This is a genomic window from Cryobacterium sp. 10S3 (genome assembly GCF_034344045.1).
Taxonomy (GTDB): Bacteria; Actinomycetota; Actinomycetes; order Actinomycetales; family Microbacteriaceae; genus Cryobacterium; species Cryobacterium glucosi.
In genome coordinates this window covers 3,315,792-3,333,496 of sequence record NZ_CP133773.1, presented here as the reverse complement: position 1 = coordinate 3,333,496, position 17,705 = coordinate 3,315,792, and the positions used below count along the sequence as shown (strand labels likewise).

The window sequence follows — 17,705 nt, the reverse complement described above, 5'->3', positions numbered from 1 at the left end:
AGCGGTAGCGGCTCTGGCTAACCCCAGCAGATGCCGGATGCCTTCGTCGTGTCGATCGAGTCGACCCCGGTCTGCGGGGCGTCGGTCACGAGCGCGACACCGGTGTTGTAGAAGTCGAGGCCGGGGCTCGTGGTCGGCTTCGCACCCTTGTTGATCAGGTCGACGATCGCCTGCACGCCGAGTTCGGCCATCTTGACCGGGTACTGCTGGGCGGTCGCACCGATGATGCCGTCCTTGACCTGCTTGACGCCCGCGCAGCCGCCGTCGATCGAGACGACGATCATGTCGGTCTTGCCCGCCGCCTTGAACGCCTGGTAGGCGCCGTAAGCTGCGGGTTCGTTGATCGTGTAGACGACGTTGATGTTCGGGTTCTTGCTCAGGAGCGTCTCGGCCGCGGTGCGGCCGCCGTCCTCCGCGCCGTTCGTGGGCTCGTTGCCGACGATCTCGTAGTCGCCGCCGCTGTACGTTCCGGTCTTGGCTTCGTCACCGTTCTTGGCCTTGTCGGCCGTGTTGATGCCCATCCCGTCCAGGAAGCCCTGGTCGCGGTTGACGTCGACCGAGACGATCTTGTCGCCGAAGAGGTCGAGCATCGCGATGGTGGCCTTCTGGCCGGCGAGCTTTGCAGCGGTCCACTTGCCGATGTCCTGGCCGGCGAGGTAATTGTCCGTCGCGAAGGTGATGTCGACGGAATCCTTGTTCGTCGGCGGCGTGTCCAGCGCGATCACGAAGAGGCCGGCGGCGCGGGCCTTGACGAGCGCGTCCTCGACGCTGGGGCCGGTCGGGGTGATCAGGATGCCCTTGTCGCCCTTGGAGATGGCGTTCTCGACGGCGGTGATCTGGCTCGCCTCGTCGCCGTCTGCCTTGCCGGCAGCGAGAGTGAGGGTGACGCCGGCCGCGTCTGCGGCCTTCTTGGCGCCGTCTTCCATTGCGACGAAGAAGGGGTTGGTGGTGGTCTTGACGATGAGCGAGACGCCGATCGGGCCGGAGGCGGCCCCCGTGGTGGAACTGCTCGAGGCGTTCGAGGAACAACCGGCGAAGCCGATCGTGGCGAGCGTGGCGACCGAAGCGGCGGCAATCATCCGCGTGACGGTGGATTGTGTGGTGGTGCGATTCATCTTTGAATCTCCTCTTGCTAGGGGGGAGGGTGCTCCCTGACAACGATGTCAGTGATCATCTTCAGCGGTGAATGTAATAAGGTCAAGTGCAATCGTGAGGCGGAGACCAAACTGTGACATCGATGTCAGGACCGGAAGACTGGGCTGCGAGCCCGGTGGACGTCGTCGACCCGCGTGCCCGCCCCACGATGAAGAACGTTGCAGCGCTCGCCGGGGTCGGCGTGAAGACCGTCTCCCGGGTGATCAACGGTGAACCGAATGTGTCGCCCGCCACCATCGCCCGGGTGCGTGCCGCGGCCGAGAGCCTGGACTTCCACCCCGACCTGCATGCGGGCAACCTGCGCAGGGCCGACGGCCGCAGCAGCACCCTCGGCCTGCTCGTCGGCAGCGTCGGCAACCCGTTCTCCGGCGCGATGCACCGCGCCGTCGAGGACGCGGCCAACGCCCGCGGAGTCGCGGTCTTCGCGTCGAGCCTCGACGACGACCCCGACCGTGAAGAAGTCGCGGTGTCCGCGTTCCTGCGCCGTCGCGTCGACGGCCTCATCCTCACGACCGTGTCGAAGAGCCAGAGCTACCTCCTGCCCGAGTTGCGCCGCGGCACTCCCGTCGTCTTCGTCGACCGCGAGCCGGCCGGCGTCGAAGCAGATGTCGTCGTGAGCGACAACGCGGCGGGTGCGGCGGCCGCGACGCGGCATCTGCTCTCGTACGGGCACAGGCGGATCGCCTTCCTCGGCGACCGGGCCGACATCCAGACGGCGCAGGAACGCCGCCGCGGGTTCCTCGAAGAACTCGGGCGGGCCGGGGTCGCGACCGCGGACATCCCGGTCATCACCGGCCTGCACGACGAGGACGCCGCGAACCGCGCGCTGATCGCGTTGCTCGAGTCGGAGCATCCGCCGACCGCCGTGTTCAGCAGCCAGAACCTCATCACCATCGGCGCGGTGCGCGGCCTGCGCGAGCGGGGCGCACACCACACGGTTGCGCTCGTCGGCTTCGATGACGTGCCTCTTGCCGACCTGCTCGAACCGGGCGTCACGGTCGTCGCGCAGAACCCGCACGAGATCGGCCGGCTCGCTGCCGCACGGATCTTTGCCCGACTCGACGGAGACCGCTCCGCCGGGAGAACCTATGTTGTACCAACCGAGCTGATCACTCGCGGATCAGGGGAGATGAGACCGAAATGACAGAAAACCAGACAGCGCCAGGCACAGAGACTGCGGGTGCGGGGGCGACCCGCCCGCGCGTCGTCGTCGTCGGCGACGCGCTCATCGACGAGATGCGCGAACCCGATTCAGTGCAGGAGTTCCCCGGTGGGGCGGCGCTCAACGTCGCCGTCGGCCTCGCCATCCTCGGCGTGCCGACGACCCTGATCGCGATGGTCGGCGACGACGCAGACGGCGCCGTGCTCCGGGACTTCATCGCCAGCTACGACGTGGAGCTGATCGCGACGCCCGGACCCTTCGGGAGCTCCCGGGCGACGTCGGACCGCACCGACGGTGAGCCGAGATATGCCTTCAACGAGGCCGCGCAGAAGCGGCGCATCGAATTCGGTCCCCGGGAGCGCGCCGCCCTCGATGCCGCGCCGCTCGTCGTCGTCAGCTGCTTCCCGTTCGACGACACCGCGCAGACGGATGAGTTCCTCGCCGCGGTCGGCGACGGCGAGCACCGCCTCGTGATCGACCCGAATCCGCGGGCAGGGATGCTGCACGACAAGGCCCGCTTCGTGGAGAACTTCGAGCGCGCCGCAGCGAGCAGCCTGCTGACCAAGGTCGGCGACGAGGACGCGGAGCTCCTCTACGGCAGCAGCCTCGAGGAGTTGCGCGAGCGCCTCGTCGCGAGCGGAACGCACCACGTGCTCGCGACCGCTGGCCGCGCAGGGGCCTCGATCAAGACCGACGACGGCCTGCTCGTGAGCGAGCTGATCGCGTCCTTGCCCGGCGCGGTCGTCGACACCATGGGCGGCGGCGACGCGACCCTGGCGTCGAGCGTGCAGAGTTTCCTCAGCGACGGCGTCCCGACGGATGCCGCAGGCTGGCAACATCTGCTCGCGAGCGCCATGCGCATCGCGGCCGCGACCTGCCGCTCGGAGGGAGCCCTGCTCCGCGTGCCGCCCGCCCTCTGAGCCGCGCCGCCGAGCGGCCGTGAGGTGTCGCAGATCGACGTTCCCGGGGCTCAGGAACCTCGATATGCGACACTTCAGCGCGTGGGTGGCGGGCCTCGTGAGGTGTCGCAGATCGACGTTCCCAAGGCTCAGGAACGTCGATATGCGACACCTCAGGGCGTGCGGGGGTCGTTCAGGCGGGGTCGACGGCCGTGAGGAGCGGGATCTTGGGTTCGCGGCCGTCGCCGGAGGACTTGCCGGTCAGGCGCCGCCCGATCCACGGCAACACGTAGCCGCGGTAGTAAGCCGCGGTGCGCATCCGCTGGGCCGGAGGGGCCGCAGGGGCCCCCGACGCATCCGTCGCCGACCACTCCGCAGGAACAGGTACGCCGAGAGCCGTGAGCACATTGGACGCGATCAGGGTGTGCCCGCTCGCGTTCAGGTGCAGCTTGTCCGCCGACCAGTACCGGGTATCGGTGAGCCGGGCATCCGCCCAGTTCTCGACGAGCGTGACTCCGGGCCGGGTGAATGCCGCGCGGGCGGCGTCGGCGAGCTGGTCGCCGCGGCGCTGCATGAGCGCACCGAGGGGGAGCTGCTTCGAGGGGTTGCCGCCGCTCAGCACGAGCATGTGCGCGCCGTGCGCAAGCCCGGCCTCGACGACCTCGCTCATCAGCCCGACCACGCGCGAAATCTCCACGCGCGGGCGCATCATGTCGTTGCCGCCGCCGCAGATGGACAGCAGGTCGGGCGCCTGGACGAGCGCGGGTTCGAGCTGTTCGGCGACGATCGGGCCGAGCAACCGGCCGCGCACGGCGAGGTTCGCGTACGAGACCGGGGCAGCGGATGCCGCGGCGAGCCCGAGCGCGACGAGGTCGGCCCAGCCGCGCAACCGCCCGTCGGGGAGTTCGTCGCCGACCCCCTCGGTGAAGCTGTCGCCCATGGCGATGAAGCGCTGGTACATCCGACCCCCTGTTGCTGCGGGCGTGCCCCGCATCCGTCACCAGCGCGATGTTACCCGCCCGCGGCTGGGGTCAGCGCTCGGGGTGGCTGTGCTTCGTTCCGTGGCTGTGCTTCGTGCCGTGGGTCTGTTCTTCGCCCTGGCTCGGGTCGCGGGACAGCTGCCAGCGTTCCTGCAGCACATCGCGGGCCTGCTGGGCGGCGCGGCGCACCTCCTTGTCGGGGTCGCGCAGGCGCTGCACGATCGTGGGGAGGTTCTCCTCGGTGCCCTGGGCGGCGAGCGCGTGCAGGGCGGCGGCGCGCACGCGCGGCACCTCGTCCGTCGTGAGACGCACGAGCTTCGGGGCGACCTGCAGCTCGCGCAGCTGCACGACGCGGGCGCACATCTCGCGCACCCGCCAGGCCTGGTTGTTCAGCCCGACGACGATGTACGGCGCGGCCGACTCTCCCCAGACGTAGAGCAGCGCACGCGCGCCCCAGAGCTCGGGCCAGTACAGCGCAGGGGCGCCCTCGAGAATGCCGAGCGCGTGGCGGCCGCCGGCGTACAGAAGGAAGTCCTTGCCGGCGTTCTTGGCGCGCAACAAGGCCACGGAACTGTCGACCACCGCGGTCTCGCCGTAGTGCTCGACGGCCGCGTGGATGCGCTCGGCCGTCGGAAGGTCGATGGGAAGGTCGGGGTGTGGCTCTAATTTGTTATGCATAGCACTCCCCACGGTACTGCCCGGGAGGCCACGGGGCCACTACGGCCGCGTCACATCGTGCGTGCGCCCAGCATCCGCTCGAAGCCGGTCGCATGCTCGTAGACGCCGTAGTTGCCGATCTCGGTGTAGCCGAGGCTGCGGTACATGGCGAGAGCCTCCGGCTGCCGGTAGCCCGTTTCGAGGCGCAGTCGGGAGTAGCCGAGCTCGCGGGCGAGGTCTTCGAGCGCGCCGAGAACCGCGGCGGCGTACCCCTGCCTGCGGTAGGCGGGGCTTGTCCACAGGCGTTTCGCCTCGCAGGTGTCGGCATCGAACCGACGGATGCCGCCGCCCGCGACGGTCACGTCGCCCTCGCGCAGCACGATGAACCCGCCATCGGGTGCCGCGAAATCCGCGGCCTTGTCCTCGAGAACGTCATCGCCGCCGCCGTACCGCAGCGTGTATTCGCGATTGAGATCGCTCAACAGGGGGACCACTTCGGCGTCGGTCAGGCGTACGCGTACAAATTCCACGGATCCAGTCTGCCCGGTAAACTCCTCGTGTGTCTGTCAACCCCGAACTGCAGGGCCGGGTCTTCCCGCCCGTCGCCCCTTATCTCGTCGGTCGGGAGAAGGTGCGGGAGTTCTCCCGTGCCGTCTTCGCGCGCAACCCGATCAACCACGACCCGGCGGCCGCCCGAGCGGCCGGCTACGCCGACGTCGTCGCCCCGCCGACCTTCGCGGTCGTCGTCCAGGAGGCCACCCTCGCCCAGCTCCTCGCCGAGCCCGACGGCGGCATCGACTTCAGCCGCGTGGTGCACGGCGAGCAGCGCTTCACCTTCAGCCGCCCGATCGTCGCCGGTGACGAACTGACCGCCACCCTCTCCGTCGCAAGCGTGAAGAGCCTCGGCGGCCACTCGATGGTCACAGCGGAGTCCCGCGTCGTCGACGCGACCGGCGCCCACGTCGTCACCGCGACATCCACCCTCGTCGTCAGGGGAGACGAATGACCCAGGAACCCGCGGCCACGCCCGCACTCGATGAGCTCACCCTCGGCCAGATCGTCGCCACCGGCCTCTTCCCGCTGACGCGCGATTCCCTCGTGCGGTACGCCGGGGCATCCGGTGACTTCAACGCCATTCACTACCGCGACGACGTCGCCGTCTCCGTCGGCCTGCCCGGCGTGCTCGCCCACGGCATGCTCACGATGGGCCTCGCCGTGCAACCCGTCGTCGACTGGGCCGGCGACCCCGCCCGCGTCATCGACTACCAGGTGCGCTTCACCCGCCCGGTGCTCGTCGATCCCACGCTCGGCGCCGTCGTGTCCGTGGTCGCGAAGGTCGGCCGCATCGAAGCGGATGCCGGCATCGTGCGCATCGACCTCACGGTCACCGCGAACGACCAGACCGTCCTCGGCAAGGCGCAGGCACGCGTCTCGCTCGCCTAGGCCCCCGATGACGGACCCCGCTTTCGGTTCGGTGCCCGCACCAGCGTCGGCGCCCGCGTCCGGGCAGGCCGAAACGGACGCCGGGCACGGCGTGACCGCCGGTATGGTGCCGGCGGATGCTGCGCCGACGACGTTCGCCGACCTCACCACGATCCGCACCGGCGGGCGACCGCTGTTCCTGCTCGCGCCGGAGACGGAGGACGAGCTCATCGAGACCGTTCAGGACGCCTGGGCGTCCGGCGAGGACTGGCTGCTGCTCGGCGGCGGCTCGAACACCGTCGCGGCGGACACCGAATTCGACGGCACCGTCGTACGAGTGCTGACCCGCGGCATCACGGTCGAGCGCTCCGCCGACCGCGTGATCCTGCGGGTCCAGGCCGGTGAACCCTGGGACGATCTCGTCGCCCACACCGTCGCGCAGGGATGGTCGGGGATCGAAGCCCTCTCCGGCATCCCCGGTTCCACCGGGGCCGCGCCCGTGCAGAATATCGGCGCATACGGCCAGGAACTCGCCAACAGCCTCGTCGCGATCGACTTCCTCGACTACGAGAGCGGCGAACGGCGCCGCATCCCCGCCGCAGAACTCGAGCTCGGCTACCGCACGTCGCTGCTCAAGCACGGACTCCGCGGCCTCGTCGTGGCTGTCGAGCTGGAGCTGTGGGACACCGAGGCCGAGGCATCCGTTCTCGGGGCAGCGCTGAGCCGCCCCCTCGCCTTCCCCCAGCTCGCGGACGCCCTCGGCGTACATGTCGGCGACCGGGTGCCGCTCGCGGACGTGCGCGCGACCGTGCTGCGGCTGCGTGCCGCGAAGGGGATGCTGCTCAACCCGGGCGACCCGGATGCGACAAGCGCCGGCTCGTTCTTCACGAACCCGATCGTCTCCCTGAGTTTCTCGCGGACCCTGCCGGAGTCCGCGCCGCGCTGGCCGCTGGACGACCCCGAGCTTCCCGACCGGGTGATCCCGCTCGAGGACTACTACGGGATCGGCCCCGTGCCCGGCGCGGTCGAGGTTGTTCCGCTTGTCAAGCTCAGCGCGGCCTGGCTCATCGAGCATGCCGGAATCTCCCGCGGCTTCCGGTTGCCCGGCTCCCGCGCCGCGGTGTCGAGCAAGCACACCCTCGCCCTGACGAACACCGGCGGCGCGAGCGGCGAGGAGATCGCCCAGCTCGCCCGCTTCGTGCAGCAGCGCGTGCAGGCGGAGTTCGGCGTGATCCTGCAGCCGGAGCCTGTGCTCGTCGGCCTCGGCCTGTAGTTCCTGGTTTCGCTGCCGCGCGCCTGCCGGCATCCGCTCCCACGCGCCAAATGCGCCGCTCCGCGCCAGGCATGCCGGTAGCGTAGCGGCGGAAATGGCGCGCGGGACGGGGCGGGGCGCTCAACCGGCATCCGAGTCCGAACTCGGGGCCGGTCAGGTCGCGCGGCGAGCGGCCGCGGCGATCCCCGCGACGATGAGCACGAGCCCCATCAGGATCACGCCGCCAAGCAGCCACAGCGCGGGGTCGGTCTCGCCGGGCACGATCGTGCGGTAGATGATGAAGCCAGAGAAGGCGAGCATCACCGTTCCCCAGAAGATCGTGCCGAAGAGCGGATGCCTCCGCCGCGCCGGCGCCGTCGGCCATGTCTCCGGGGTGGTCGCGCCCGGAGCCGCGTAAGCGGGCGCAGTCGGCGCAGTCGGCGCAGTCGGCGCAGTCGGCGCGGTCGGCGTCGGAGGTGCGGGCGGCGGCGTCGAGCCGGACGGAGGTGTCGCACTCGCACTCGCAGCGGCACTCGGTGCCAGAGGCATCGCGCTTTCCCGCGGTGCGGTGAATGCGGCGAACTCCGGAATGACCGGCTCGGCCGGGAGTACTTCGGTCTCGGCGTTTCCGGAACGGTCCGTCGTGTCGAACGGGAGCACTTCCGTATCGGCCTCCGAGATCGGGAAGGGGATGGTCGCGTTGAGGGGGAGCACCGCGGTCTCGCGTGCGGCGGAATCGGATGATGCGGTGGTCTTGGGGGAGCCGGCGGACTCGGGCGATTCGCCGGTCGCGGGCGGCTCTGCGGAACCGCCGGGACGGCCCGAACCGGTGGACGGGGTGACGGGATCGGTCATGGCGGACTCCTAGCGTGCGGTGCCGACGCGGGCGCCGGACTGGGTGAGGTCGACCTGGCCGGCGAACGACCAGACCCGAACGTGGGTGACGGCCCGGGCATCCGTGGCGTTGACGGTGCGCACGTCGCGGATGAAGACGCCGGCGCGCTCGGGGTCGCCCGATTCGCCGCCGGTCGTCACGACGCCGGCGAGGAGGTTGACCTCGACCTCGACGGGTCGGTCGCTCGGCAGCACGAGCGTCGTCACACCGAATCCGAGCCAGACGTCGACCGTTCGGACGTCCTTAGCTGGGGCGTTGTCGAGGGCGCTGAGATCGACGGTCGGAGTGCCGGCGAACATCGCGTAGCCGGGGGGAGCCCCGGCCGAGGACGAGGGCACGGCCCAGTTGTGGGTGCCGGCGAAGGCGAACTGGGTGCCCTGCGGCATCCAGCCGAGGGCGACGAGGGTGAGCGCGGCGAGGAACGCGAGCCCGCCGAGGGCCCCGCTCTCCCGGCCGCGGATGCCGGACACGATCATCCCGATCGCCGCGACGCCGAGGGCGACGGCGAGGCCGAGCACGAACGCGGAGTTCGACCAGACCCCGTGCGCGTAGACGAACGCTGCGATCGCCCCGGCGAGCAGTGCGAACCCGAGGGTGATCGCCGAGAGGGCGGCGCTCGGCCGGCGGCCGCGGCGCCAGGCGGCGTGTTCGGCCTGGCGCTGGCGCTGGCGCTCCTGCCAGGCGAGGTTCTGCTCGCGCCAGGCACGGTTCTGTTCGGAGCGCACCCGGTTCTGCTCCTGCCAGGACTGGTTCGCCGCCGTCGCGCTCGCCGCGGTCGCCGGGTACGCGGCGGTTGCCGGCGTGCCCGGTGCGCCCGGGTAAGCGGATGCCGCAGGGTAGGTCTCCGGCGTCGCCGACGGGATCCCGTTCCGGTTCCGGTAGTCGGCCTGGTACGGATTCTCGGTCGCGGAAGGCGTCGCGATCCACGACGATTGGGGAGCGAAGCCGGCGGACGCGGCCGGGCCGGCGGTGCCGGCAGAGACCGCGGCGCCGGGCGCGGGTGGAGCCGGCGGAGCCGGAGGAACGGGGGGTGCGCCGGGCGCGGGCGGGGTCGAACCGGCATCCGCCGCTGAGCCGTAGCCCGAGGTGGGGCGCGGGCGCTCGCCCGGACCGGAACCGTTTCCGCCACCGTTTCCGCCGCCGGAAGACCCGCCGCTGCCAGGACCGCGGCGCACGAGGTAGAGCACGAGCCAGACGATGCCGGCAACGACCGCGAGGCCCCACGCTGCGCTCAGCGACGTGCTCAGCCAGCCGGGCATGCCCCAGGCCGCGGGAGGGCCGTCCCACCAGAATCCGCGGGTGAACGGCACGACGGTCAGGAGGAGGACGGCGCCGATCCCGATCATGGCGGGCTCGAAGCGGCCGCGGAGGGCTTCCTCGGCATGGATGCGGCCGAGTGCGTTGGGGAGCAGCGCCCAGCCCACCGCATAGACGAAGAGCACGGGCGCCCCGAGCACGGCGAGCACGAACGCGATGCCGCGCACGATGATCGGGTCGAGTCCGGTGCGGCCGGCGATGGCGCCGCAGACCCCGGCGAACCAGCGGTCTGCGCCGCGGACCATGCCGCTGCGGCGGATCCAGTCGAAGAAACGGGTGAGCTGGTCTGGACCCGACGGGCCCGGGCCGGCCGGGTATGTCGGATTACGCGGTTGATCGGTCATAACTTCACTCAACCACCCGCGATGGCGCGCTGCTATGGGGGAGAACCCTGAACGGACCCTGAGATCTGGCCGTACCGGATCGGGGCGGCCTTCGGGGTGCTTGGATGAAGACATGAGAACTGAGCGGATGTCCCGGCCGCGCCAGCGGATCATCGCCGGCGTCTGCGCGGGGTTCGCTGAGCACACCGGGTTGTCCGTGACGGTGGTGCGCACCGCGACGCTGCTGCTCGTCCTGGCCGGCGGGGCCGGCGCGCTGCTCTACGCCTGGCTCTGGGTGACGACGCCGACCGCGACGGCGAACCCCGTCCGGTTCGGGGCCGCCGAGCTCCCCAAGGCGAGCCTCGCGCGGCCGGCGCCCGGGTACGCCGGTTCCCCCGGCTCCCGCCACGGCCTCGGCGGTCCCGCGGATGCCGCGGCCGAGCGAGCCGCCGCCGCCGCGTCCTCGGCCCGGTCGGCTCCGATCACGGAGATCCTGCTCGGGCTCGCGCTCCTCGCCGCCGGTCTCACTCTCGTCGCGAGCCGGCTCGGCGCCGACATCCCGCTCGCCGTGGTCATCCCCGCGATCGTCGTGCTGTCGGGGACCGCGCTCGCCTGGCGGCAGTTCGCGGACATCCGCGGCGGTTCAGAGCAGCACTCGTCCGCCCTGCTCGTGCGCGCGCTCGGCGCCCTCGTGCTCGTCGCCGTCGGCATCCTGCTGTTCTTCGTGACGAGTGACAGCCCCGACGGGTGGACGGTCGTGATCGCATCCGCTTCGGTGCTGCTCGGCGTCGTCGTCGTGATCGCGCCGTGGCTCGTGCGGCTCTCGCGCGACCTCGCCGACGAGCGCGCGGGACGGGCGCGGGAGGCCGAGCGCGCCGAAATCGCCGCGCACCTGCACGACTCGGTGCTGCAGACGCTCGCACTGATCCAGCAGAAGGCCGGGCCGCAGAGCGACGCGGCCCGGCTCGCCCGCGCCCAGGAGCGGGAGCTGCGCGAGTGGCTCTTCACCGGGACCGGGACCGGCTTCGGCACTGCCGCGGGCTCGGCCGCGAGTACTGCCGCAGGAACGGATGCCGGTGCGGGCGGGGCCGGCGGCATCCCCGACGTCGATCTCCCGACGGCCCTCCGCCGGATAGGGGCGGAGCTCGAGGCCGACTTCCCGGTGCAGTTCGACATCGTGAGTGCGGGCTCGAGCCTCGGCCCAGCCCCCGAGGGGTTGCTCGCCGCGGGGCGCGAGGCCATGCTCAACGCGGCGAGGCACTCCGGCGGGCCGGTGTCCGTCTACCTCGAGACGGGCGCGAACGCGGTGAGCCTCAGCGTGACCGACCGCGGCCCGGGCTTCCGGCTCGACGACGTGCCGGACGACCGGCACGGCGTCCGCGAGTCCGTCATCGGGCGGATGCGCCGCCTCGGCGGCACCGCGCTCGTGCGCCCCGGCCCCGGCGGCGCGGGCACGGAGATCCTGCTCACCCTGCCCACGGCGCCCGCTCCCGCAGACCCTGCCCTCCCGCACCCAACCAATTCGACGGACTTTGTGATGACAACGCACCTGAGCGGCCCGGAAACGATCGAAGACCCGAAAAACTCCGTCGAAGCGGTTCACCCCGACCGGACCCTGCCCGCGGCAGCGGATGCCGACGGGAGCCGCCCATGAGCGAGCCGCACGGCACCCCAGGCCCCGGCACCGATCCCGGAAGCGCGCCCACCCCGCCCACCCCGCTCCACCCCGTCCACCCTGCCCACCCTGCCCACCCTGCCCACCCTGCCCACCCTGCCCGCCTCGACCGCCGGTCTCCCCGTCGTGATCGTCGACGACCACTCGATCTTCCGCTCGGGCCTGCGCGCCGAACTGGACGCGGACATCCGCGTGCTCGGTGAGGCCGCGACGGTCGACGAGGCGATCGCGCTCGTGGTCGCACTGCAGCCGCGGGTGGTGCTGCTCGACGTGCACCTGCCCGGCGGGCGCGGTGGCGGCGGCAGCGAGGTCATCCACGACGCCGCGCACCGGGCGCCGCACACCCTGTTCCTCGCGCTGAGCGTCTCCGACGCCGCCGACGACGTGGTCCGGGTGATCCGGGCGGGGGCCCGCGGCTACATCACCAAGAGCTCATCGGGGGCCGAGGTCTCCGAGGCCGCCCGCCGGGTCGCCGACGGCGACGCCGTGTTCTCGCCCCGGCTCGCGGGGTTCGTGCTCGACGCGTTCGGCGCGGTCGCCGGCGAGACCGCAGAGACGACGGAAGAACTCGACCGCCTCTCCGCGCGGGAGCAGGAGGTCATGCGGCTGATCGCCCGCGGCTACACCTACAAGGAGGTAGCCGGGAGCCTGTTCATCTCGCCGAAGACCGTCGAGACGCACGTCTCAGCGGTGCTCCGCAAACTGCAGCTCTCCTCCCGTTACGAACTCACCGCCTGGGCGCTCGAGCGCAAGCTGCTCTAGCCCCACTGCCGAGCCAAGCAGGCGGCGGATGCCGGGCTACAGCAGCCCGAGTTCCATCGCCCGGGTCACGGCGCGGGTCCGGTCGCTCACCGCGAGCTTCTCGAAGGCGTGCAGCAGGTGCGTCTTGACGGTCGCCTCGCTGATGAACAGGGACCGGCCGATCTGCGGGTTGCTCTCGCCGGCCGACACAAGCCGGAGCACGTCGAGTTCGCGGGCAGACAGGCGCGGAGCCGGCGCGGCATCCGTGCGCACCCGGTGTACGAGCATCGCCGCGATCGACGGTGCGAGCGCGGTCTGGCCGCGCGCGACCGAGCGCACGCCCTCGATGATCTCCGCCTGGGGCGCGGCCTTGAGCAGGTACCCGCTCGCTCCGGCCGCGATGGCCGCGAGGATCTGGTCGTCGCTCTCGTACGTCGTGAGGACCAGCACCCGGGTCCGCTCGTTCGCCGCGACGATGAGCGCGGTCGCCGCGACGCCGTCGAGCAGCGGCATCCGCAGGTCCATCAGCACGAGGTCGGGGTTGAGCGCGGCCGCGAGCGCGACGGCCTCCTCGCCGTTCCCTGCCTGCCCGACGACCTCGATGTCGCCGGCGCCGCCGAGCAGGAGCGCGATACCGCCGCGCACGATCGGGTGGTCGTCGGCCACGATGACGCGGATCATCGCTCGTGCCTCGCCGATTCGACGGAGATCGTGGGGTGCCCGGCTTCCGCCGCCGGCACGGTCACCCGCAGTACGGTGCCGCCGCGCTCACCGGCGCCGACCGTGAGCCGGCCACCGACGAGGGCGAGCCGGTCGCGCATCCCCGAGAGGCCGAACCCGTTCTCCTGGGCGGGAGCATAGGCGCCGAGACCGCGACCGTCGTCGGTCACGGTGAGGACGGCATCCGTGCCGACGTGTTCGAGACGAACGGATGCCGCCCCCGCGCGGGAGTGCTTGCGCACGTTCGCGAGGCCTTCCTGGGCGCAGCGGAGCAGCACGACCTCGTTTTCCCGGTCGAGCCCGTCGAGCCCGGTGTCGGCGAGGATCACCCGCACCTGGATGCCGGTCTCGCGTTCGAAGCGCCCGGCGAGGCGGCGCAGGGTCTCGGCCAGGGTCGAATCTCCGACCCGCACGGGCGACATCGCCGCGACGAGGCTGCGCGCCTCGGTCAGGGCCTGCCGGGCGGTGTCTTCGATGAGCTCGACGGTGGGCCTCGCCCCGCTGTCCGGCCCGAGCTCGCTCCCCGCGCGCTGCGCGAGCATCACGAGGCTCGTCAGGCTCTGGGCGATGGTGTCGTGGATCTCCCTGGCGAGGCGTTCCCGTTCGGCCGCGCTCCCGGCGTCCCTGTGCAGGGCGGCGAGTTCGTCCTGGGCGAGGCTGAGTTCCTCGTAGAGACGCCGTTGGGTGCTGCCGTCGCGGGCGATGCGGGTGATCCAGGCGCCCATCGCGATCGCGAACACGAAGGAGATCCCTTCGGTGGCATACGCCTGCCCGAGGGCCGCGGGAGTGCCGCCGATGCCCAGCCAGAGACCCGCCCCCGCCGATGCCGCGAGGAGCGCACTCAGGGCGACGGAGACGAGGAAGGAATCGGTGAGCGTCCAGAGCAGCGGGAAGGCGATCGCCTGGAGCGTCGCCAGACTCGGATTGAACGCCGCTGCGACGCCCACGCCGACGATCAGCACTCCGCGGAAGACGGTCGCGGCCAGTGCGACCGAACCGGTCCGTCCGGTCGGGCAGGCGATCGCGCGCCGTCCGAAACCGACATAGCCGATGCCGATCGCGACGAGCGTCGCGAGCGCGCCGATCCGCGACAGCTCGTGCCCGTACCGGTACTGGTCGGCGGCCGCGAGCACCCCCATCAGCAGCAGTGACCCGCCGACGGCGACGTCCCACCAGCGCAGGGTCGTCATGGCCGGAATCCTCATGCGCCCAGCCTCCCACGCTCGCCGTGACCGGGGAACATCGGTTCAGCTTTCCTTGCGGATCCAGCGGAACGTCACCCTGCTGAGCACGAGCCCGACCACGAGCCAGATGCCGAGGTTGAGCGCGACGAGGGGGAGGTCCCAGACCCCGTTCTGCTCGAGGCTCGCGAAGCTGTCCGGCAGGAACACCGAGCGCATCCCCTGCGCCATCCACTTGAGCGGGAACAGGCTCGCGACGTTCTGCATCCAGTCGGGCAGCACGTAGAACTGCAGGTAGACGCCCGAGATGAACTGCAGGATCAGCACGATCGGGATCACGACGGCGGTCGCGCTCTTGCCGGAGCGCGGCAGCGCCGAGAGCGCGATGCCGAGGAACGCGCAGGCGATCACACCGAACAGGAAGACCCAGGCGAAGGTCAACCACTTGGCCGGGTCGGTCGGCAGGGCGATGTCGAGCACGAACCGCGCGACGAGGATCAGCAGGGCCGCCTGAATCGTGCCGGTGACGAGCACCTGCCCGATCTTCCCGATGAAGTAGCTCAGCGGGGACAGCGGGGTGCCGCCGAGCCGTTTGAGAGTGCCGTCGCTCTTCTCGCCGGCGATGTCGACCGCGAGGTTCTGCACCCCGGAGAGCAGCATCCCCGCCGCGAGCATGCCCGGAAGGTAATACGCGCCGACACTGACGCCGCCGCTGCCATCGGGCGCGCTGCCGATGTTGCCTGCCGAGCCGAAGGCGGCCGTGAAGATCGCGAGCATGATGAACGGGAACAGGAACGTGAAGAACACGCTGTCCGGGGTGCGGAAGTACATACGCGCTTCGTAATACACCCGGGCGAGGCCGAGCCTCAGCACACCGTGGCGGGCCGAGCGGATGCTGCCGGTCCCGGCAGTCGTGTCGATCGCGGTCATGCGAGCACCTCCGTGCTGTCGTCAGAAGCAAAAGCAGAAGCTGAACCAGCGGACGCCGCCGCAGTGGTTTCCGCGCGGTTCTCGCGCACGAGACCGAGGTAGACGTCCTCGAGGCTCGGGCGGATCACCTCGAGTTCGGCCGGTTCCGCGCCGCCCGCAGTGCCGCCCGCAGCGACGAGTTCGGCGACGACCCGGCCAGGCTGGTCCGTGCGGATCTCGTGGGGCTCCCCTCCGGCATCCCGCCAGCGGACCAGCGGCACCCGGGCCTCTGCCCCGCCGATCTCGTTGATCGCGCCGATGTCGATCAGGCGGCCCCCGGTGATCACCCCGGCGCGGTCGCCGAGCTGGGCGGCCTCGTCGAGGTAGTGGGTCGTGAGCAGGATCGTGGTGCCCTCCGCCTTCAGGCTGCGCACGAGGTCCCAGAACTGGTGACGTGCCTCGGGGTCGAACCCCGTGGTCGGTTCGTCGAGGAAGAGCAGTTCGGGCCGGCCGATGATGCCGAGCGCGACATCTACCCGCCGGCGCTGCCCGCCGGACAGTCGGCTGATGCGGGTCTTCGCCTTGTCCTCGAGGCCGACGGCCGTGATCACCTCCGCCACCCGCCGGGGGTTCGGGTAGAGGCTCGCGAAGTGCGCGAGCTGCTCGGCGACCGTGACGTTGCCGCTCTCGCCGGTCGACTGCAGCACGATGCCGAGCCTGGCCTTCCAGTCGAGGCCGCCGTGCTGCGGGTCGGTGCCGAGCACGCTCACCTCACCGCTCGTGCGATCGCGGTAGCCCTCGAGGATCTCGATGACCGTGCTCTTGCCTGCGCCGTTCGGGCCGAGGAGCGCGAAGGTCTCCCCTGGCCGGATGTCGAAGCTGATGCCTGCGACGGCCTCGAACGCGCCGTAGGACTTGTGCAGGTCGCGCACGCGCACGACGGGGTCTGAGCTGCTCGCGGGAGTTGTGGTCTTCATACCGAAAGAATCCCACCAGAGGCCCGGGAACGTAAGCGTCCGCCCGGCCGACCCTGGCATCCACCGGTCGGTGGATGCGGGGCCGGCTGCGACGTCAGGCGAAGAGGCGCTGCAGGCGGCGGATGCCCTCAAGCAGCTGGTCGTCGCCGAGCGCGTATGAGAAGCGCAGGTACCCGCTCGGTCCGAACGCTTCGCCGGGAACAGCGGCGACCTCGGCCTGGTCGAGGATCAGGTCGGCGAGCTCGAGGGAGGTCGTCGGCGTGACGCCGCCCCAGGTGCGGCCGAGCAGCCCGGTCACGTTCGGGTAGACGTAGAACGCGCCCTGCGGCGTCGGCGTGACCATGCCGGGAATCTTGTTCATCTCGGAGACGATGAGCCTGCGGCGCCGGTCGAAGGCCTCCCGCATCGCGATCGCGTCGTCCTGCGGGCCGGTGAGCGCGGCGATCGCGGCGCGCTGCGACACGTTGGACACGTTCGAGGTGAGGTGCGACTGCAGGTTCGCCGCCGCCTTGATGGCATCGAGCGGGCCGACCATCCAGCCGAGGCGCCAGCCGGTCATCGCGTACGTCTTCGCGACGCCGTTGACGAGGATGGTGCGGTCGGCGAGGGCGGGAACGGCTTCGACGATCGAGACCGCGCGCACGCCGTCATAGGTGAGGTTCTGGTAGATCTCGTCGGTGATGACCCAGAGGCCGTGCTCCTCCGCCCACTCGCCGATCGCCTTGGTCTGCTCCGGAGAGTAGACCGCGCCGGTCGGGTTGGAGGGCGAAACGAAGAGCAGCACCTTGGTGCGCTCGGTGCGGGCGGCCTCGAGCTGCTCGACCGTGACGAGGTAGCCCTGGTCGCTTCCGGCGAAGACGTCGACCTGCACGCCGCCGGCGAGCCGGATCGACTCCGGATACGTGGTCCAGTATGGGGTCGGCACGATGACCTCGTCGCCCGGGTCGAGCAGGGTTGCGAAGGCCTGGTAGACGGCCTGCTTGCCGCCGTTGGTGATGACCACCTGGGCGGGGGAGACTGCGAGGCCGGAGTCGCGGAGCGTCTTCGCCGCGACGGCCTCGCGCAGGTCGGGAAGACCCGCGGCCGGCGTGTACTTGTGGTTCTTCGGGTCGCGCACGGCGAGAAGCGCCGCCTCGACGATGTGCGCGGGCGTCGGGAAGTCCGGCTCACCCGCCGCAAAGCTGATCACCGGTCGACCGGCTGCCTGCAGGGCCTTGGCCTTGCTGTCGACCTTGAGGGTCGCCGATTCCGCGATGGAGCCGATCCGGGTAGAGATTCGCTTGAGTTCGTGAGCCACAGAACGAGCATACGGTGGCCGCACCCGCGCGGCCAGCATCCGCCCCGGCGGCCCCAGCTTTACAGTCGTGCCGGTGTGACCTAGACTTGATCGAGGTAGTTGAAATCTGCCATGCTTTTTTGCGCCTTTTTCTCGAGTATTTT

Annotated in this window: 18 protein-coding genes; 7 read left to right on the top strand and 11 right to left on the bottom strand. The window is 71.0% G+C overall.

The genetic code is table 11. The features are described 5' to 3' along the window. Positions 1-17 precede the first annotated feature (17 nt). Positions 18-1,115, bottom strand: a complete 1,098-nt coding sequence (locus RHM57_RS15485; RefSeq protein ID WP_134446659.1) for a substrate-binding domain-containing protein — start codon at positions 1,113-1,115, stop codon at positions 18-20. Positions 1,116-1,303: 188 nt separating this feature from the next. Between RHM57_RS15485 and RHM57_RS15480 the strand changes: the two genes are divergently transcribed. Both RHM57_RS15480 and RHM57_RS15475 read left to right on the top strand, forming a co-directional pair. Then, the gene (locus tag RHM57_RS15480) at positions 1,304-2,299 is read left to right on the top strand and encodes a LacI family DNA-binding transcriptional regulator (RefSeq protein ID WP_134446887.1); all 996 of its coding nucleotides are present in this window, start codon (positions 1,304-1,306) and stop codon (positions 2,297-2,299) included. Then, the gene (locus tag RHM57_RS15475) at positions 2,296-3,237 is read left to right on the top strand and encodes a carbohydrate kinase family protein (RefSeq protein WP_322188568.1); all 942 of its coding nucleotides are present in this window, start codon (positions 2,296-2,298) and stop codon (positions 3,235-3,237) included. Before RHM57_RS15480 ends, RHM57_RS15475 begins: the two co-directional genes overlap by 4 nt. 172 nt (positions 3,238-3,409) lie before the next feature. Here RHM57_RS15475 and RHM57_RS15470 read toward each other — a convergent pair whose 3' ends face one another. The 3 genes from RHM57_RS15470 to RHM57_RS15460 all read right to left on the bottom strand — a co-directional run bounded on the left by RHM57_RS15470 (position 3,410) and on the right by RHM57_RS15460 (position 5,383). Continuing rightward, a complete protein-coding gene (locus RHM57_RS15470; RefSeq protein ID WP_134446889.1) occupies positions 3,410-4,177 on the bottom strand; it encodes an SGNH/GDSL hydrolase family protein in 768 nt (255 codons plus the stop codon). Between the two features lie 70 nt (positions 4,178-4,247). Further along, positions 4,248-4,874 carry a HEAT repeat domain-containing protein gene (locus RHM57_RS15465; protein WP_134446661.1) on the bottom strand — a complete coding sequence of 209 codons (627 nt, stop codon included), beginning with the start codon at positions 4,872-4,874 and terminating at the stop codon, positions 4,248-4,250. A 50-nt stretch (positions 4,875-4,924) separates the two neighbouring features. After that, complete coding sequence (locus RHM57_RS15460) at positions 4,925-5,383, bottom strand: GNAT family N-acetyltransferase (RefSeq protein WP_134560349.1); 459 nt, start codon at positions 5,381-5,383, stop codon at positions 4,925-4,927. 29 nt (positions 5,384-5,412) lie between these two features. Here RHM57_RS15460 and RHM57_RS15455 point away from each other — a divergent pair, with 29 nt between their 5' ends. From RHM57_RS15455 to RHM57_RS15445, 3 genes are all read left to right on the top strand, one after another. Further along, positions 5,413-5,859 carry an FAS1-like dehydratase domain-containing protein gene (locus RHM57_RS15455; protein WP_134446663.1) on the top strand — a complete coding sequence of 149 codons (447 nt, stop codon included), beginning with the start codon at positions 5,413-5,415 and terminating at the stop codon, positions 5,857-5,859. Continuing rightward, on the top strand, positions 5,856-6,296 hold the full coding sequence (locus RHM57_RS15450; protein ID WP_134560347.1) for a MaoC family dehydratase: 441 nt from the start codon (positions 5,856-5,858) through the stop codon (positions 6,294-6,296). Before RHM57_RS15455 ends, RHM57_RS15450 begins: the two co-directional genes overlap by 4 nt. Positions 6,297-6,399: 103 nt before the next feature. Then, entirely contained in the window at positions 6,400-7,548 is a 1,149-nt protein-coding gene (locus tag RHM57_RS15445) for a UDP-N-acetylmuramate dehydrogenase (protein WP_322189881.1), read from the top strand. Between the two features lie 153 nt (positions 7,549-7,701). Here the strand turns inward: RHM57_RS15445 and RHM57_RS15440 are convergent, their stop codons facing one another. Beyond that, positions 7,702-8,382, bottom strand: coding sequence for a hypothetical protein (locus RHM57_RS15440; RefSeq protein WP_322188565.1), 681 nt, complete (start codon positions 8,380-8,382; stop codon positions 7,702-7,704). A 9-nt stretch (positions 8,383-8,391) separates the two neighbouring features. Then, positions 8,392-10,083: a PspC domain-containing protein gene (locus RHM57_RS15435; RefSeq protein ID WP_322188563.1), complete on the bottom strand. Its 1,692-nt coding sequence runs from the start codon at positions 10,081-10,083 to the stop codon at positions 8,392-8,394. Positions 10,084-10,195: 112 nt separating this feature from the next. Here RHM57_RS15435 and RHM57_RS15430 point away from each other — a divergent pair, with 112 nt between their 5' ends. Both RHM57_RS15430 and RHM57_RS15425 read left to right on the top strand, forming a co-directional pair. Further along, entirely contained in the window at positions 10,196-11,716 is a 1,521-nt protein-coding gene (locus RHM57_RS15430; protein ID WP_322188561.1) for a PspC domain-containing protein, read from the top strand. A gap of 147 nt (positions 11,717-11,863) precedes the next feature. Further along, positions 11,864-12,499, top strand: a complete 636-nt coding sequence (locus tag RHM57_RS15425) for a response regulator transcription factor (RefSeq protein WP_322188559.1) — start codon at positions 11,864-11,866, stop codon at positions 12,497-12,499. 36 nt (positions 12,500-12,535) lie between these two features. Here RHM57_RS15425 and RHM57_RS15420 read toward each other — a convergent pair whose 3' ends face one another. The 5 genes from RHM57_RS15420 to RHM57_RS15400 all read right to left on the bottom strand — a co-directional run bounded on the left by RHM57_RS15420 (position 12,536) and on the right by RHM57_RS15400 (position 17,601). Further along, the gene (locus RHM57_RS15420; protein ID WP_134446674.1) at positions 12,536-13,159 is read right to left on the bottom strand and encodes a response regulator; all 624 of its coding nucleotides are present in this window, start codon (positions 13,157-13,159) and stop codon (positions 12,536-12,538) included. Beyond that, positions 13,156-14,403, bottom strand: a complete 1,248-nt coding sequence (locus RHM57_RS15415; protein WP_134446675.1) for a sensor histidine kinase — start codon at positions 14,401-14,403, stop codon at positions 13,156-13,158. The genes RHM57_RS15420 and RHM57_RS15415 overlap by 4 nt, the downstream gene beginning before the upstream one ends. Before the next feature lie 42 nt (positions 14,404-14,445). Further along, entirely contained in the window at positions 14,446-15,309 is an 864-nt protein-coding gene (locus tag RHM57_RS15410) for an ABC transporter permease (protein WP_322188556.1), read from the bottom strand. Beyond that, the gene (locus RHM57_RS15405) at positions 15,306-16,265 is read right to left on the bottom strand and encodes an ABC transporter ATP-binding protein (protein WP_322188554.1); all 960 of its coding nucleotides are present in this window, start codon (positions 16,263-16,265) and stop codon (positions 15,306-15,308) included. Before RHM57_RS15405 ends, RHM57_RS15410 begins: the two co-directional genes overlap by 4 nt. A gap of 94 nt (positions 16,266-16,359) precedes the next feature. Then, positions 16,360-17,601, bottom strand: coding sequence for a pyridoxal phosphate-dependent aminotransferase (locus RHM57_RS15400; RefSeq protein ID WP_416173093.1), 1,242 nt, complete (start codon positions 17,599-17,601; stop codon positions 16,360-16,362). Positions 17,602-17,705 lie beyond the last annotated feature (104 nt).

Excerpts from the sequence above, each read along its gene's own strand:
- RHM57_RS15485 (WP_134446659.1), bottom strand. The coding sequence starts at position 1,115 with ATGAATCGCACCACCACACAATCCACCGTCACGCGGATGATTGCCGCC.
- RHM57_RS15480 (WP_134446887.1), top strand. The coding sequence starts at position 1,304 with ATGAAGAACGTTGCAGCGCTCGCCGGGGTCGGCGTGAAGACCGTCTCC.
- RHM57_RS15475 (WP_322188568.1), top strand. The coding sequence starts at position 2,296 with ATGACAGAAAACCAGACAGCGCCAGGCACAGAGACTGCGGGTGCGGGG.
- RHM57_RS15470 (WP_134446889.1), bottom strand. The coding sequence starts at position 4,177 with ATGTACCAGCGCTTCATCGCCATGGGCGACAGCTTCACCGAGGGGGTC.
- RHM57_RS15465 (WP_134446661.1), bottom strand. The coding sequence starts at position 4,874 with ATGCATAACAAATTAGAGCCACACCCCGACCTTCCCATCGACCTTCCG.
- RHM57_RS15450 (WP_134560347.1), top strand. The coding sequence starts at position 5,856 with ATGACCCAGGAACCCGCGGCCACGCCCGCACTCGATGAGCTCACCCTC.
- RHM57_RS15445 (WP_322189881.1), top strand. The coding sequence starts at position 6,400 with ATGGTGCCGGCGGATGCTGCGCCGACGACGTTCGCCGACCTCACCACG.
- RHM57_RS15440 (WP_322188565.1), bottom strand. The coding sequence starts at position 8,382 with ATGACCGATCCCGTCACCCCGTCCACCGGTTCGGGCCGTCCCGGCGGT.
- RHM57_RS15435 (WP_322188563.1), bottom strand. The coding sequence starts at position 10,083 with ATGACCGATCAACCGCGTAATCCGACATACCCGGCCGGCCCGGGCCCG.
- RHM57_RS15430 (WP_322188561.1), top strand. The coding sequence starts at position 10,196 with ATGAGAACTGAGCGGATGTCCCGGCCGCGCCAGCGGATCATCGCCGGC.
- RHM57_RS15420 (WP_134446674.1), bottom strand. The coding sequence starts at position 13,159 with ATGATCCGCGTCATCGTGGCCGACGACCACCCGATCGTGCGCGGCGGT.
- RHM57_RS15415 (WP_134446675.1), bottom strand. The coding sequence starts at position 14,403 with ATGAGGATTCCGGCCATGACGACCCTGCGCTGGTGGGACGTCGCCGTC.
- RHM57_RS15410 (WP_322188556.1), bottom strand. The coding sequence starts at position 15,309 with ATGACCGCGATCGACACGACTGCCGGGACCGGCAGCATCCGCTCGGCC.
- RHM57_RS15405 (WP_322188554.1), bottom strand. The coding sequence starts at position 16,265 with ATGAAGACCACAACTCCCGCGAGCAGCTCAGACCCCGTCGTGCGCGTG.
- RHM57_RS15400 (WP_416173093.1), bottom strand. The coding sequence starts at position 17,601 with ATGCTGGCCGCGCGGGTGCGGCCACCGTATGCTCGTTCTGTGGCTCAC.